Below are 15,984 nucleotides of genomic sequence, written 5' to 3' on the forward strand. Positions count from 1 at the left end.
TTGTGTTTTTAAATGAGAATTTCAACCATAGTTCGTACCAGTTCGTTCACCATCTTTACTGTTGTTTTAGCATTAACCTTAATCCTGTTCTGGGCTAAACAAAGATTGGTGCAAGCGGATGTTAACGACTCGAGCTACCGTCAAGTTTATCAAGACATTAACATTCGGCTTTATCGCACGATACAAATGTACTTAAATTCAGGTGACGCGCTCTTACTGAGCGATGCGGACTCGTTTGTAGAACAAATAAAAACTCAAATAAAAACCGAAAATTTCGATCTTGAGACGACTAAGCTATTAACCTCTGAACTTTCCAATATTCAACAGAAAATGGCTGGAAAATACCGTGCACTCGGTAAGTTAGGCGGCAATGAAAATGCACTGCTCGATAATGCAGAAAGAGAATTATTTGGTGCTGCAGATAGCTTGGCCGATTACGCCAGTCTAAATTTTGACAATGACCCTAAAGTCGCAAAAAAACTACTGCACCTAGCTGCTTCGTTTTTATATGAGTCGCAGCAGTTATCCCATTATCGCTTGTTTTTTGTGGCATCCGGTGATGACGCTTTTAAATTAAATATCGACAGATCGCTCGCCAATTTAACGCAATTGAATAACGAACTGTCAAACATCGGCCTTTTAGGCGTATTTGCCGAATCAGAAGACGACGGCTTAGACTTTTTTGATGATGACGATGACAAAACTGACATCGCGGAAGAGTTTATAAGCACGCTCAGAAGCGTTGTAAATCGCTACCCAAAAGAGCTCCAAAATACGACTAAGACCATAGATAACCGCTTGTTGTCGCTAGCCGAAATTAAAACCGACATAAATAAGCTTGAGCAAATAACTGAACAAGTTGCTATCCACATAACTCAGCAAAAGCAAAACACTTATCAGTTTGTCACGGTTCTAACCACTATCATGATGTTGGCAACGACCTTGATTGTTGGTGGTAATTACCTTGTCCAACATACCTTAGTATTGAAACCGCTAAGAGCGCTACGAGATGCGTTTGATAAGTTGGTAAATACGGGTGAAATGGTGGCGATTAATAGCGATGCAAATTCTGAATTTGGTGAAATTGCCCGTTCATTTGACCAATTGCTAACGATGCAAAAGCAAGAAGCAGAACAAAAGTCTGAACAAATGGTTGTTGTTTCAGATGCGCTAAACTCACTAATCGAGCAAACCGAAGAAATTGCACAGGCAACAGACGAAACCGGAAATAAGGTTTCTGAAACACAAGCCGTTTTAGCTAATTTGTCGCATATCAACAATCGATTAAACGAACTCGCCAAAGATGTTGAACAAAACGCGCAAGACACTTCAAAGGCAATGGTTATAGGCCGCGAGGGTGCTGACCAAATGTTAGCTGCAAGCCAATCAACGGCACAACAAGTCAAAACCAGCTACGCTAAGTTAGAGCAACTCATCAATAGTATTGTTAGCGTGCAAGAGGTTATGGATGTGATCAAAAACATCGCTGGCCAAACTAACTTGCTGGCGCTTAACGCTGCAATTGAATCTGCCAGAGCCGGCGAACATGGTCGCGGATTCTCGGTTGTTGCCGACGAAGTAAGAAAGCTCGCAATGAAAACCCAAGAATCACTCGACAACACAAGTGATATCCTGAATGAGTTAACAGCCCATAGTGACCACCTACAACATAATTTCCAGCAAATATCGACGGCCGCAGAGCAACAAACACATATTGCTCAGTCATTAATTGAAACTACTGACGAAGTGCGCCACAAAGCGCAAACATCTTCGGATGTTGCCGAGCAAACCTTAAGTTGTGCGCAACAACAACAAAATGACTTTAATGAGTTCGAGCGGTTAATGTCTCAAGTAACAGAAACCGTTACCACAGCCAAGCAACAAGTCGTTCAGGTGCAGGGGTCGGTGACGGAACAAGCCAATAAGATAACCGCCACGTTTTTGAATAAATAAGGCAACAAGAAGCGAATGAAGTTGCCTCAAGAAACGGCTTTTAATCGTTGTTTCTTGAGCCATGCGTTATGTTCAAATTCAACCTCGTATTTTGCCCAACGTTTAAACTCTGTTAGATGACAACGGTTTATTGGTTCAGCTTTGTTGGTCGCTGATCGATAGACCACATCTGTTTTGGTCACCCGAATGACTTCTCGAACATCCCACGCCATGCCCAGACCGGCGTTGCTATAAAAACAAGCTGGGGTAATTAAAATGTCATCTCCACCCTGGGCATGTTTCGCATGCTCCAAAGCCAGCTCACAAATGGTGATTAACTCATCGGTGCTAACATCCACAAACGAGTCGAGTTGCAGTAGCGCTGCATTAAAATCTTCGTGACTAAGATGTTGTTTATTATCTGGCACTTCCGCGTGATGAAACGTTAAATAAGCTGGGTAGCGACGCCAATGAAACAAGTTGTTAAACACGACTGCAAATAACACTAATACGCCGATGTTAATCAACACAACGTTAACAAAATCCCACAGAACAAAACCCTGGGCACTGTGAGCAGTCAACACAATATACAAGGCTGTTGCGCCACCGGGCGGGTGAAGGCACTTTGATATGTACATTGAAAACACCGCTAGCCCGACCGCAAGTGCACTTGCCAGTTGTACATCAGGCACAATACTAAAAGCTAAAAAGCCACACCCTGTGGAAATAAGATGACCGCCAAATACGCTCCATGGTTGCGATAATGCGCCGTGGGGTAACGCAAAAATAAGCACTGAAGTTGCGCCCATTGCCGTTAGTAAAATAGATGAGTAATCGCTGGGCAAATAGATTTGAGATAAGACAAAGCAGAAATAGATCCCAAAAGTTGCCCCGACCCCAGAAATGAGTTTTTCAGCAAATGTGGTTTTACTGCTTTCAAAGCCTATGAGCTTTAAAAAAGTTGCGTAAACTTGAGGCGAGTTAACTCTACGATTTGATTTTTGAGACTCAGCCATTATGCCGTAACCAAAATACAAAACGGTTTAATGCCAAATATGACTTCATCAAAGGGATAACAAACATCGTTGTTTTTATCCCACCACAATTAAAACGACCTTCGTTCCAATCCTGCTTCGATATAACAAACGTTCTCAAAACATGCTCCAAATTTGCAATTGGAGGAGACTAAAAGATGCAAATGTGTTTGTATAACGAATATTAAACATCTTTAATATGAAAAATATTGATACTAATGGATATTTCACTCGCCAAGACATTTTTAGCGATCATGGGCACAGGCACTTTTATCGAGGCCGCTCAGAAACTCAATATCACTCAAACCGCTGTTACATCAAGGGTTAGGAGTTTGGAAGCGCAACTTTGTTGCACCTTATTTGTTCGCAATCGTTCCGGTGCCAAGCTTACCCGGGAAGGTGAGGTATTTGCTAAATACGCATTGGCTTTAGTGCAAACCTGGGAAAATGCCCAGGCACAATTACGACTGCCGATAAACCTGAGTGAATCTGTACACATTGGTGCCGATATAAGCTTGTGGAATCCTATTGTCGTAAACTGGCTAAACCAACTCACACACCAACACCCGTCGATAACTGCACACACTGAAGTGGCGGCGACCGAAAAATTAGTTGAACAACTGCAACTTGGGAACTTAGACGCCATAGTTGTGCATCAACCAAACTATTATTCGGGCCTGACGGTAGAACAAGTCGCCGAAGAAAAGTTAGTGCATGTACGTTCAACTGAGTCGGCATTACCCAATCTATTTATCGACTGGGGCGCCGATTTTAAAAACAAGTTTGACGCCGCCCTGCCCGTTCCTCGCCAAGCTGCACTGAGCTTTAATTTAGGGCCACTTGCATTAAAATTTATGTTAAGCCGCGGTGGCAATGGTTACTTTAGAACTCGGGTTGTTGAAACCTATTTACGTTCCGGTCAATTAGAAATGGTTCCTAACTCACCGGAGTTTTCATATCCGATTTATGTGATTTATCGGGCTGGTCAAACAACGAGCACATTAAAAAATGTTATCAGCAGCTTAAAAATCAGCCTGGACACTGATGAACCTTGGGTGATGTAAAGCCATAACCCACTGGCATTTATCAGTTTACTAAAGCTACTGCCTATGCCGTTCTTACCTCTGTCGTTTGCAAATAGACAATGCCAGAGGAAACCTGTTTCGACTGTTTTTTGGCTTCCGATGCTAACAACGACACTTCATGGTGGGTATCCATAAGCTCAACATCCGGACTTATAACACCACAGGATAAATCTAATAGAGGAAAACGGCGTTCGTTACCTTCGCGGTCTTTTGCCATATAGCCGCGCTGGATCAAATGCTCGGGTTGAAAATAATGACTTATCCGCTGATTAAAACATTCTAAAACGTTAAGACAGTGCTCTTTACAATCGCCGGACTGAAAAATAACGACAAAATCGTCGCCTCCGACATGACCAACAAAATGCTCTCGGCAGATCTCCGACAAAATATCGGCAACCAGCTTAATGACGTTGTCTCCTGCGGCGTACCCATAAATGTCATTAAAGGGTTTGAAATAATCTAAATCAAAGTACGCCATGGAAAAAGGAATATTGTAGCTCAATAAATGGTTGATACGTTGCTGGATAACCACATTGCCAGGCAACATTGTGAGCGGGTTGGCGTGTTGCGCATGTTTGATTTTTTCCTCCGTCATTTTTTTTAACAAGGACCTAACATTAGCCAAGCCAACATATTTGCCTTTGTTTACTACAATAAATTCAGGACGTTTATCAAACGCGTCGTTATCGGTAATGTACTTACTAATCTCATCTATTGGCGAGCCAATTTCAACCGAAAACATTACTGGATTCATCACCATGTCGATGTCTTTGCGTTCGTATAATGCGCGACCAAAATCGCTTGAAAATAACTCAGCCAATTGATCACGATATACTAAACCAATTGGTTGGTTGTACTCGTCTACGACTGCAACACAAAGTTGGTTATCGTCACTTTTAAAAGTCTTATAAACTTCGATGCATTTACGGTCAGCTTTGACAGGCATAACAGGTTTAACTAGGTTACCTATTTCAAATTGCTCAGTATCAAACCCTGCGACTTCTGTTTTCCCAACAACACATTGTATTAACTGGCTTGGGAATGTGGTCTGCGGTGAAACATTCGGTTTAGCTAATAAGAAGCCCTGCGCGTATTGCATGCCTAAGTTTTTTAACAGTATATATTCATCATGCTGTTCAATACCTTCAGCAATAATACTCACCCCTGTCGCTTTACCCATTTCAAAAATGGTTCGTAATAATTCGCGCTTAACAATGTTGTTATGGCAATCACTAATAAAGTACCTGTCAATCTTGACTATATCTGGGCGTAGCTCTGCCCACTGTTTTAATCCAGAGTGGCCAGTTCCTAAATCGTCTATCGCAATTTGCAGTCCCATGTTCCGATAATGCTGCAAACTGTCTTTTAATAAAGACGGATCAGTAGCTTCAAAACGCTCTGTAACTTCAATCACTAACTTTTCAGGTTTGATCCCAAATTGCTGAAGTAACTTTATGGTTTCGCCATGGGGATGTGACTTTTGTTCAATTGTATGCGGGCTTACATTAATAAATAGTTTGCCAGCAAGTTCTAATTCAGCAAATCGTTTAAATGCGAGTCTGCGGCATAAAAGCTCTAACTCGGACAATAGTCCAAATGCATGAGCCACTTCAAACAATACATTAGGAAACTGCAGTGGATGAGAAACAGGGCCGCGCGTTAATGCTTCATAACCCATTGGTTCTTGGCCAATAACGTCAAATATCGGCTGAAAAACAATTTGCAGGTTTTGCTCATTTATCAATTCCTGCAACAGTAATTTATATTCTTTTGGATACATCATCATTACTTAACTCAGCCGTAACCTGTTTTTCATATAAATTTTATATGATGACCAGTACGGTCTGATACTTCTCTATTGACCAACGGAATGGCGCTAAGTTAAATGTATTAGATGATCAAAATGTGACAAGACGGCATTTTTATTTCGTTGTCACAATTCCACAACCTTTGTCACATAGCTTTAATATTTGTGTAGCAGAACTGACACATTACCTATCTAGAATGACGCTCATTGTTTCTATGGGGTCATATTTAATGAAAAAATTTGCAACACACTTAGTCAGCTCAGCAATTATTGCTGCATGCGTTATTACGCCTAGCCTAGCTGAGGCAGACGAACTTCAACCTGTGATTGAAAAGAGCGGTGAAATCACTGCATCTGCTTCAACGTCACAGGCTAAAATTGATAAATTAACAGAACAAACACAATCGAAATTTCAGCAGTATCAAACTGTAAATAAAGAAATCGAAGGTTTGGACGTTTACAACAATCAACTACAGAAGCAAATCAACAATCAGTTAGCTGAGATGAAAAAGCTCAACTTAGATATTGACCAAGTCTCTGTTATTGAACGGCAAATCACGCCTTTGATGATCCGCATGATTGACGGGTTAGCGCAGTTTGTAGAATTAGACGTGCCGTTTTTACCTGAAGAACGCGCAAACCGAATTTCCGGCTTAAACACTATGATGGAACGCGCAGACGTTGCTGTTTCTGAAAAATTTCGCCGCGTATTAGAAGCTTACCAAGTTGAAGTTGCCTACGGACGTTCAATCGAAGCCTACGCCGGCATCATCGATGTGAATGGTCAACAACGCGATGTTGATTTTTTACGTATCGGGCGTGTTGCTCTTATGTATCAAACTCGTGATGGTTCAGTTGCAGGACGTTGGGATAACGAAACTCAATCTTGGCAAAACCTTGGCGATGACTATCGCATGCACATTACTAAAGGACTGCGTATGGCGAAAAAACAACTCGCCCCAGACCTGTTAGTTATGCCAATCAAAGCCGCGCCATAAGCCCAGACACTGAATTTAAAGGTTAACAAAAATGATTAAGTTTATTAAACCCGCTTTAACAGCAATCATCGCAACTGGTTTTGCATGTTCAGTGTTTGCGGCCGACGAAGCCAAACCACTTAACTTAGACGAGTTATTACAACGTTTAGAGCAAGGTCAACTTGCTCAGTCACAGGAAAATAAAAGCCGTGAGCAACGTTTCCTATCTCAAAAAACAGAACAAGTTAAATTGCTTAACGAGTCAACTACACGTCGTAACAATGCGATTAAAACTTCTGAGAAGTTAGAAACACAATTCGAAAACAACGAATTTAAATTAGCTGACTTATCAGAAGCGTTAAACAAACGCATGGGTTCTTTAAAAGAACTGTTTGGCGTTTTACAACAAGTCTCTGGTGATACCGCAGGCAAATTTAAATTATCTAACGTGTCGGCTCAATATCCAGGCCGTGATGTGTTCTTCGAAGAACTAGCCCAAAGCATGGGCGGCAGCTCTAACTTAGCGTCAATTGCAGAAATCGAGCAAGTTTGGTTCGAACTACAGCGTGAAATGACAGAACAAGGCAAAGTAGCTCGTTTTACAACAGACGTTGTAGAAGCCAACGGCAACAAAGTAAATAAAGAAGTTCTGCGTATTGGTTCATTTTCACTTGTCGCCGACGGTAAATATTTAGATTTAAACCCAACAACGGGCACTGTTGCCGAGCTGATTCGTCAACCTTCTGGTCGTTTTTTAGATAACGCTCAGGAGCTTCAAACATCAACTAACGACGTTGTTCCATTTGCCCTAGACCCTACAGGTGGTTCAATTTTAGGTCTATTAGTACAAGCACCAAACACACAAGAACGTGTTGAACAGGGCGGTACAGTTGGTTACATCATTATCGTTGTCGGTATTATCGCTTTCTTAATTGCCTTTGAACGTTTTGTCGCTCTTACCATTATCGGTCAAAAAGTGAAACGTCAGCTGAAATCTAAAGAACTCAGCGACAACAACCCATTAGGCCGCGTCCTAAAAGTAAATCAACAATTCCCTAACGTAGCCTACGAGACGCTAGAACTGAAACTTTCTGAAGCCATGCTCAGAGAAATGCCAAAGATTACGCGTAACTTAACATTGATCAAGATTGTATCGGTTGTTGCACCGCTACTTGGTCTACTTGGTACGGTTACCGGGATGATTAAGACGTTCCAAGCAATTACATTGTTTGGTGCCGGTGACCCGAAACTTATGGCAGGTGGTATTTCTACAGCCCTAATGACAACCGTTTTAGGTCTAGTTGTAGCCATTCCAACGGTAGTGTTATCGAGCATGTTAAATACACGCAGCAAAAACATTTTGTTCACTATTCAAGAACAAAGCGCAGGCATTATTGCAGAGCGTGCTGAAGAACAACTTGGCCGTCGCCAAGAAATTAAAAAAGCCAACGCTAGTCAAGTAGCGTAAGGAGACCGGCGTGTTGTTTTTCACAGAAGGTTTAGAGGCCATCAGAGAGTTTTTAGACTCCGGCGGCATCATATTAAGCGCCATTGCTGTGATGATATTTGTAATGTGGTTAATGATTTTGGAAAGATTGATTTATGGCTTCACTGGTCATAAAAAAATGAAAAAATCATTAATCAGCAACTGGCAAGCGCGTGCAGAGCGCGCTTCTTGGAATGCTGAGCAAATTCGTCAGGCATTTGTCGCAAGAGCAAAATTAAAACTCGATCAAAACTTAACGTTAATCACAACGTTTGTTGCACTTTGCCCGTTAATGGGACTACTCGGAACCGTAACGGGGATGATTGAAGTATTTGATGTTATGGCAATCAGTGGCGGCGGTAACGTTCGCTCGATGGCCGGTGGAGTATCAAAAGCGACGATCCCAACAATGGCTGGCATGGTTGGCGCGCTTTCAGGCGTATTTGCAAATAGTTATTTACAACGAAAAGCAAAACGTGAAATCGAAATATTAGAAGACTCGTTAGAGTTGGAAATCCAACACTAACCAAGTTTAAGGAAACATCATGAGAGCGCCATTAGCGAACTTACTTGCAGAAGAAGAAAACGAAGCAATCGATTTAACCCCTATGTTAGACGTTGTTTTTATCATGCTGATCTTTTTTATCGTCACCGCATCGTTTGTTAAAGAAGCGGGTATTGACGTCAACCGCCCTGAAGCCGCAACTGCAGTTAAGAAAGAACGAGCAAATATCCTGGTCGCAATTTCAGATAAAGGCGAAATTTGGATAAACAAACGTCGTGTTGATATCCGTGCAGTACAAGCCAACATCGAGCGTTTGAAAGCTGAGAACCCTCAGGGGTCAGTTGTTATTCAAGCTGATAAAAAGTCGACGACAGATACATTAATTAAAGTTATGGATGCGTCACGTGCCGCTGGTGCGTTTGATGTTTCCATCGCAGCACAAGACCAATAGGTATTACTATGTTGCAACGCCTTATTATTGCCTTCGCCATCGCAGCCGTTATCACTTTAGGTTTGTTATTTGGCATGCAGGCCCTTATCAAATCAGGTGGTTCGGCTTTAACTGAGCCGGCCCAGGGTAATGTTCTTGATTTTGTTAGGCTCAAACAGGAAGAGTCCGTTCAGAAAAAAGAACGTAAACCGAAAAAACCACCAACTCCGGAAGAGCCGCCTCCGCCAATGGAACAGCCACAAATGTCGCCGCAAACAGCAGATGCCAACCAATCTAGTTTTGATTTTGGCGCTGATATTTCTGCCGACATTTCACTCGATGGCGGCCTTGCACTAGAGTCTGGGGACGGCGAATATTTACCTATCGTAAAAGTTGCACCTGTGTACCCAAGACGTGCATTACAGCGCGGTATTGAGGGTTACGTTATTGTTGAGTTTACCGTAGACAAAACCGGTGCGGTCAGGCGTCCAATCGTAATTGAAGCACAGCCTGAAGGCTTGTTTGACCGAGCAGCAATGGACGCTGCACTTAAATTCAAATACAAACCTCGTGTCGTAAACGGTGAAGCAACTGAAGTTTCTGGGGTTCAAAACCGCATTACGTTTGAAATGAACGGTTAGTAGGAAATTGAAAATGAAAAACTGGTTATCTTATTCCATTATTGCGAGCAGCATTTTGCTCTCAACAGGCTTGACGGACATCTTGCCAAACATCCAAGTTGCAAGCGCGTTTGCTGCTGACAAAAGCACAGATAGTAGCGTTGAAAAAAAGCGCCGTAGAACCCCCGCTTTAGGCGCTCGTGTTTATAGTCAATTGGCCCGGGCGCAGGAGTTGGCTGACAAAGGCAATGTGGCTGAAGGCTTAGAAGTTCTAGACCAAGTTAAATCAAAATCATCGAGCCTTAACAGCTACGAAAAAGCCATGATGTTTAATTTTTATGGTTTTATCTATTACAACGCTGAACGCGTAGATGAAGCACTTGCGTCATTTGAACAAGTTGTGAAACAAAACCCGATCCCAGAGTCATTAGAAAAAGGCACTCTGTTCTCTTTATCACAACTTGCAATGGCTAGCGGCAAGTACGACAAGACTCTGCAATATCTTGAGCAATGGGAACAAGTTGATGGCGGTAAGATCCCAGTTAAAAACTATGTCCTAAAAGCACAGGCAACTTATCAACAAAAAGATTACAGCGCGGCAGCAGGTCATATCGACCAAGCAATTGAGTTACAAGTCGCCGATGGGTTTTTAGCAGAAGAAAGTTGGTACGTATTGCAACGTGCCGTTTATTTTGAACTGAAACAACCGGCAAAAGTAGCAGCCGTTTTAGAAAACATGGTGCGTTTATTTAACAAGCCTGAATACTGGTTACAACTCGGTGGTATGTACGGTGAAATCGGTGAAGAAGGCAAGCAACTTGCGGTATTAGAAGCAGCTTTCCAGCAAGGATATGTCACTAAACGTTCTGATTTAAGAAATTTATCGCAGGTATATTATTTAAATGGACTGCCGTTTAAAGCCGCTCAGGTTATCGAAAAAGGATTTGAACTTGGCGCGCTAAACAAAGATGACAAAACATTAAGCTTCTTAGCGCAGTCATATGTCGGTGCAAAAGAATACGACAAAGCCGTAGCGACTTATCAAACATTGGCGGATATCTCTGATACCGGCGTGGCGAGTCAGCAGATTGCTGAGATCCGGTTACAACAAGGTCGTTTTGAAGAAACCGTGGTCGCAGCAAAGGCCGCAGCTAAAAGAGGTAAATTGGACAACCCAGGTAATCTCTATTTAGCCCTTGGAATGGCAAATTTTAACTTAAAGCAATTTGACCAAGCATTGCAGGCATTTGAACAGGCTAAAGCGTATAAAAATGCAAAAAAAATGGCTCAGCAATGGCTTAAATTTGTCGAACGTGAACAAAACAATGCACGTCAATTAGCGGCAAGTTTGTAATTTTTATACTCCACAATTAGCGTTTTAAAGACGGCGGGCTGATACTTCATCAGCTCGCCGTTTTATTTCATCAAAAATTGTCACAACAAGTGGCTTTCTCAAGCTTGAAAAACCTGTACTTAGACCTCAGATCTACACATTACTTTGAGGGGTCTATGTCAATAAATTCACTAACAAAACAGTCGGACTTACAGATTAAGTCGAAATTCAAACCTGCTTGGTGGCTCAAAAATCGTCATTTGCAAACAATCGTACCGAGATTATATCCGGTCCCTTGTGATTTTAGAGTTTGGCATAATCAGTTTGACCTCTCCGATGGCGACTTTGTGGAAATATCATGGAGCCGACATACCAATGATATTGAACCAGAGCAACCCATCGTTTTGGTTCTCCACGGTTTAGAAGGCTCCATAGACAGCTTTTATGCAAAGCGCATGATGAATGCGTTGTACAATAACAAGTGGACCTCAGTGTTAATGCACTTCCGTGGTTGCGGCAACCAAACAAATCGTAAAGCGCAAACGTACCATTCTGGCCAAACGACTGATGTCGCCGAATTTATTCAATACTTAAAACAGCGATTTCCGAACAATCCAATTTATGCTGTCGGTTTTTCACTTGGTGGTAATGTATTAACTAAATATGTTGGTGAAAACGAAAACAGCCACCTTGAAGGTGCAGTGGTAATTTCAGCACCGCTTGACCTCGCTATCTGTGCAGACGCTATCGGACATGGTTTTGCGACCGTTTACGAGAAGTATTTAGTGGATAAACTGGTTAACAGTACCTGTAAAAAAATCGACTATTTACAAGACTCGTTTCCAATTAAATTGAAAATCGACGATGTAAAAAACATTAAAACCTTAGTTGAGTTTGATGAAAAAATAACGGCGCCACTTAATGGTTTTGAAAGTGGTCAAGATTATTATCAAAAAGCGAGTGGCAACCAGTTTTTAAAAAGCTGTCAAACGCCGACATTAATAATTCATGCTGAAGACGATCCATTTATGACCAAAGAGGTTATCCCAACAACAGATATGTTGTCTGACTACGTAACGTTAGAAGTGAGCCATCACGGTGGGCACGTTGGATTTTTAGCGGGCAACAACCCGTTCAACCCTGAATTTTGGGCAGAAACACGAACTGTCGAATTTATTCAATCACTCATAGCGACACCTAAATGATCATCCCATGGCAAAACCTCAGTGACGACGCACTCGATGGAATTATAGAATCTTTTGTACTGCGTGAAGGCACCGATTATGGCGAACAGGAAAAGTCATTTGCAGCTAAAAAACAGGATGTTTTAAACCAGATAAAATCCGAGTCTATCGTTATAGTATTTTCGGAATTACATGAGTCCATTAATTTAATGCAAGCAGACACGTTTAAAGCCGAATAAACTTACATAAAAAGCTGTAAGACGAAGCTATACCAAACAGCAGATAAATCTTGATACTAAAGGCGATTAAATGAAGTTGATACCACCTACTCAAGATCATTTGGCTACACTAATGACCTGGTTTCCGACAATGGAGGCACTTACCTTATGGTCTGGTCCCAACTTTAGAATCCCGTTTACCACAGACAGTTTTGTCGAAGATTTAAAACTAGATTCAATCGCAAGCTATAGCTTAATTCAGGATAAAAAATTTATTGGTTTTGGTCAGTATTACGAGCGTTTAGGGCATATTCATTTGGCGCGACTGATTATCAATCCACAGTTCCGCGGCAGAGGCCATATCAATGCTCTCGTTAACGGCCTCATTGCCCTAGGCAAAGATAAATTAGCATTAGACAAGGCGTCGTTATTTGTCATGACAGATAACCCACCAGCGGTATCAGCGTACCAAAAGCTGGGATTTGTTCATACGGTATACCCCGAATCAATGCCTATGGTGAATATTCACTACATGACTAAATCGATTAATGCCCATATAGAAAAAACCATCTAATTCATATGAACGGTCGGGTGTATGATTTAAATCAGCAACTCTGACCCCGCTGGTCCGTGCTATCGATCCTTTGATATCCCGATCAGCGACACTGACCCCATTGGTTTTCTAATTTTCTAAAGCGGCTTTGACAAAGTCATTCATTTTATCTGCCATATGGTCAAAATACGGATTAAACGTTAAGCGTCTAAGCACCGGGTTTTGATCTAAATTAGCAGAGGTGATTTCACCAATAGGCGCTACCGGCATGGTTTTACAAGCATTATAAGTTTCGTCACCAAAATGATGCTCACAGTATTTGTAGTTACCGTTCAAACCATAATGGGGATTTTTAGGTGAGTTAGGTACGCCATTGTGGGAAATGCCTAGCACCTTGCTGCACAATAACTGTGGACCACACTCTGGGATATGGATATTGACGCTTTGGCTGACATTATCGAGCTTTTTCCAATGACCGTAATAAATCAAGGTATCTTCGTTTTGAGTCGTTCTGGTATTGGCCTTATGCCATTTATTTAAAATAGCCAAAGTCCGTTTAGTATCTATAGTTTGGTCAACTTCGCTGGCAACGACAAAAAGTGGTACATCTGGAATAAATTTAATTTCTTTACCGTCACCATTAATGCGTTTCATTAATTTATGTACTTGAGCGGCTGCATTAAAAGGAAACGACTCGTATTTTGCAAAGTCGATGTCAGCGCCCGTATTGATATAATCCAAATAGGGGACGTAATCTATGTACTTTGCAGCCCAGGCAAAATCTGAATTAGCTTTACTTGCGGGTGACCACATCATCACACCTTTAATTTGGGCGAGTTCCGTACTAGTCCATTTTGTGTGCATTAATTGATCAATGATTAATGCACCACCAGTAGAAAACCCACCTAAGATCACATTATCAAAATCGCTTAACATTTGCTTCATGGCGTACTGGGTCGCCTGTCGCCATTCTCTCTCGGATACCTTGATAAGCGCCTCTGGTGCGGTGCCATGTCCTGGTAGCAATAAGGTTCGAACTGTAAGCCCCATTTTGTGGTATTCAAAAGCTAAATCATGAAATAAATAAGGTGAGTCAGTAAGACCATGAATAAGTAAGACACCCGTTTTTGCCGCCGTAATATCGGTTGTTGGTTCGGCGTCTAATTGAAATGGCGCAACAAGATCGGCGACGAGTTGCAGGTCTTGGTCTAGGTCAGGATATAGGAGTTGACTTGTTGTGGTTTGGATTGGGCACAACATTTCGCCTTTCGGATTATTTAATACAATTTGGTTGCGGGCAAATTTGAGATATTCGGAATAAGGACGATCACCTTTAAAATCAAACTTAAGCTCTTGAGGGGAAATTTTAAGTCGGCGTAGCTCTCCACTCTCTTCAAGTTGCTCGATTAAATTAATATCATCATTAATTGTTTCGCAATTTAAGTTTGTTGGTAAACTTTTAGCGCTAACTCCCTGGAAGGTGCTCAACAAAATAGCCATAACAATGGCCATCATAGAAATCCTAGCTAACATGCTTTTCCTTAATTTATTATTTTTCTTCTAAACTGTTCAAAAAGAGACGGTTCCCAAGGGCGCATGGCAAACAATAACCCCATATGTTTCCGCTTGTCTAACGGCAATGTTGCATCTTCTTGATTTAATATCGCCGCTTCTTTTGTTAATAGATTTAGTTTTCGTTTAATCACATCCACAGATGACTGAGAATAACGCCCTCTTAAGTAAAAACGAAAACTATCATCGTCGTCAAACTTGCTGGCCATAAAGCGACTTAACACTTCTTTTTCCATAAAGGATTCTAAAGGGCCGTGTTTTATCCAGCGAAAATCCTGTGCGATTAACAATTTATAATGATTATTTGGCAACAATTGGATCAGTTTAATTTTATCCAGTTTAGCCATTAATCTTATGCATTCAAACTTATCTATTTCGTAGTGACTGATGATTTCATCAAAGCTCCAACCGTCACGTACGCATACAGCAACTAGCAACAATTTTGGGTTATCAATTAATTCCTGCTCTTGCTCCAATGAAAGCTGACTTAGAGTTTGCTGTTGTTTGTCTGACAATACAAACAAATCCGACAGATTTATATCAATAAAGTTGCAAATTTGCTCCAGCCGGTCCAATGAAAAACTGCGGTTTGCAAAAATACGTTTGATATTTGCCTCACTCATCGACAAATGTTCAGCAATCTCTCTATACGTTAAGTTTTTTTGCTTAAGCAAAACCTTCAATGTTTCGGTTACTTGCAATATTTGACTCACGAATATCACCCAAAAGTATAGTTTTACAATACTTTAAGTCACTTAATCTTATACATCAAGCAACTTGGTTTACAAGTTTAATACGACTGCCTACATTGAACTCGCTTTCAACAAGTCATTAACAAAATTTTTATCCAATAAACAAGGAAAGACCAAATGAATATTAAAACTACTTTAATCACTATTTTATTTGCATCGTTGAGCACAACAGCTTTCGCCAAAGGACCATCTGAAAATGGCAGTGCCGCCAGTAAACATTCTGTGTTAGCCGTAGGTCATGCTACTGCTTCAGGTGCCCAGGTAGCCAGTGCCGTAGTTGCCGTTCCCCTTCTAGCAGTAGGTAGTGTTGGATCTGTTGCGTTAGCTGCTGGCGAATCGCTGATGGACAATGTTTCTGCCGCTAAACCTCAGGCTGTGGATAGAACAAAACCTCTGGAAATCACTGAGATCACAATCACAGTTGAACGCAATCCAGCAGAACGAATTAAGCAACAATAAATCCTGTCACACTTCCGATTCTCATTTTGAACAGTTG

Annotated in this window: 16 protein-coding genes; 12 read left to right on the forward strand and 4 right to left on the reverse strand. The window is 41.4% G+C overall.

The window, feature by feature from the left end; genetic code table 11:
* Window positions 1–12: 12 nt before the first annotated feature.
* Window positions 13–1,953, forward strand: coding sequence for a methyl-accepting chemotaxis protein (locus Q4575_RS13480; protein WP_303523222.1), 1,941 nt, complete (start codon window positions 13–15; stop codon window positions 1,951–1,953).
* Between the two features lie 26 nt (window positions 1,954–1,979).
* On the opposite strand, the gene Q4575_RS13485 is transcribed toward Q4575_RS13480, so the two are convergent.
* Window positions 1,980–2,948 carry an HPP family protein gene (locus Q4575_RS13485; protein WP_303523223.1) on the reverse strand — a complete coding sequence of 323 codons (969 nt, stop codon included), beginning with the start codon at window positions 2,946–2,948 and terminating at the stop codon, window positions 1,980–1,982.
* A gap of 236 nt (window positions 2,949–3,184) precedes the next feature.
* On the opposite strand from Q4575_RS13485, the gene Q4575_RS13490 reads away from it, so the two are divergent.
* On the forward strand, window positions 3,185–4,030 hold the full coding sequence (locus Q4575_RS13490) for a LysR family transcriptional regulator (RefSeq protein WP_215961897.1): 846 nt from the start codon (window positions 3,185–3,187) through the stop codon (window positions 4,028–4,030).
* A 43-nt stretch (window positions 4,031–4,073) separates the two neighbouring features.
* Here Q4575_RS13490 and Q4575_RS13495 read toward each other — a convergent pair whose 3' ends face one another.
* A complete protein-coding gene (locus Q4575_RS13495; RefSeq protein ID WP_303523224.1) occupies window positions 4,074–5,837 on the reverse strand; it encodes a bifunctional diguanylate cyclase/phosphodiesterase in 1,764 nt (587 codons plus the stop codon).
* Between the two features lie 251 nt (window positions 5,838–6,088).
* Between Q4575_RS13495 and Q4575_RS13500 the strand changes: the two genes are divergently transcribed.
* The 9 genes from Q4575_RS13500 to Q4575_RS13540 all read left to right on the forward strand — a co-directional run bounded on the left by Q4575_RS13500 (window position 6,089) and on the right by Q4575_RS13540 (window position 13,185).
* Window positions 6,089–6,856, forward strand: coding sequence for a DUF3450 domain-containing protein (locus Q4575_RS13500; RefSeq protein ID WP_303523225.1), 768 nt, complete (start codon window positions 6,089–6,091; stop codon window positions 6,854–6,856).
* 31 nt (window positions 6,857–6,887) lie between these two features.
* Entirely contained in the window at window positions 6,888–8,303 is a 1,416-nt protein-coding gene (locus Q4575_RS13505) for a MotA/TolQ/ExbB proton channel family protein (protein ID WP_272181264.1), read from the forward strand.
* A 10-nt stretch (window positions 8,304–8,313) separates the two neighbouring features.
* Complete coding sequence (locus Q4575_RS13510; protein WP_215961893.1) at window positions 8,314–8,847, forward strand: MotA/TolQ/ExbB proton channel family protein; 534 nt, start codon at window positions 8,314–8,316, stop codon at window positions 8,845–8,847.
* 19 nt (window positions 8,848–8,866) lie between these two features.
* A complete protein-coding gene (locus tag Q4575_RS13515; RefSeq protein WP_215961892.1) occupies window positions 8,867–9,277 on the forward strand; it encodes a biopolymer transporter ExbD in 411 nt (136 codons plus the stop codon).
* 11 nt (window positions 9,278–9,288) lie between these two features.
* On the forward strand, window positions 9,289–9,897 hold the full coding sequence (locus tag Q4575_RS13520; protein WP_215961980.1) for an energy transducer TonB: 609 nt from the start codon (window positions 9,289–9,291) through the stop codon (window positions 9,895–9,897).
* Between the two features lie 13 nt (window positions 9,898–9,910).
* Window positions 9,911–11,230: a tetratricopeptide repeat protein gene (locus tag Q4575_RS13525; RefSeq protein ID WP_303523226.1), complete on the forward strand. Its 1,320-nt coding sequence runs from the start codon at window positions 9,911–9,913 to the stop codon at window positions 11,228–11,230.
* A 155-nt stretch (window positions 11,231–11,385) separates the two neighbouring features.
* The gene (locus tag Q4575_RS13530) at window positions 11,386–12,414 is read left to right on the forward strand and encodes a hydrolase (RefSeq protein WP_303523227.1); all 1,029 of its coding nucleotides are present in this window, start codon (window positions 11,386–11,388) and stop codon (window positions 12,412–12,414) included.
* Window positions 12,411–12,632 (forward strand): YheU family protein, encoded by a 222-nt coding sequence (locus Q4575_RS13535; protein WP_215961890.1) that lies wholly within the window; start codon window positions 12,411–12,413, stop codon window positions 12,630–12,632. The genes Q4575_RS13530 and Q4575_RS13535 overlap by 4 nt, the downstream gene beginning before the upstream one ends.
* Before the next feature lie 70 nt (window positions 12,633–12,702).
* Entirely contained in the window at window positions 12,703–13,185 is a 483-nt protein-coding gene (locus Q4575_RS13540) for a GNAT family N-acetyltransferase (protein ID WP_215961889.1), read from the forward strand.
* Between the two features lie 108 nt (window positions 13,186–13,293).
* On the opposite strand, the gene Q4575_RS13545 is transcribed toward Q4575_RS13540, so the two are convergent.
* Complete coding sequence (locus tag Q4575_RS13545; RefSeq protein ID WP_303523228.1) at window positions 13,294–14,697, reverse strand: carboxylesterase; 1,404 nt, start codon at window positions 14,695–14,697, stop codon at window positions 13,294–13,296.
* Between the two features lie 8 nt (window positions 14,698–14,705).
* The gene (locus tag Q4575_RS13550) at window positions 14,706–15,449 is read right to left on the reverse strand and encodes a helix-turn-helix transcriptional regulator (RefSeq protein WP_272181257.1); all 744 of its coding nucleotides are present in this window, start codon (window positions 15,447–15,449) and stop codon (window positions 14,706–14,708) included.
* A gap of 156 nt (window positions 15,450–15,605) precedes the next feature.
* On the opposite strand from Q4575_RS13550, the gene Q4575_RS13555 reads away from it, so the two are divergent.
* The gene (locus tag Q4575_RS13555; protein WP_303523229.1) at window positions 15,606–15,947 is read left to right on the forward strand and encodes a hypothetical protein; all 342 of its coding nucleotides are present in this window, start codon (window positions 15,606–15,608) and stop codon (window positions 15,945–15,947) included.
* Window positions 15,948–15,984 lie beyond the last annotated feature (37 nt).

Source organism: Psychrosphaera sp. 1_MG-2023, from assembly GCF_030548245.1.
Classification (GTDB): domain Bacteria; phylum Pseudomonadota; class Gammaproteobacteria; order Enterobacterales; family Alteromonadaceae; genus Psychrosphaera; species Psychrosphaera algicola.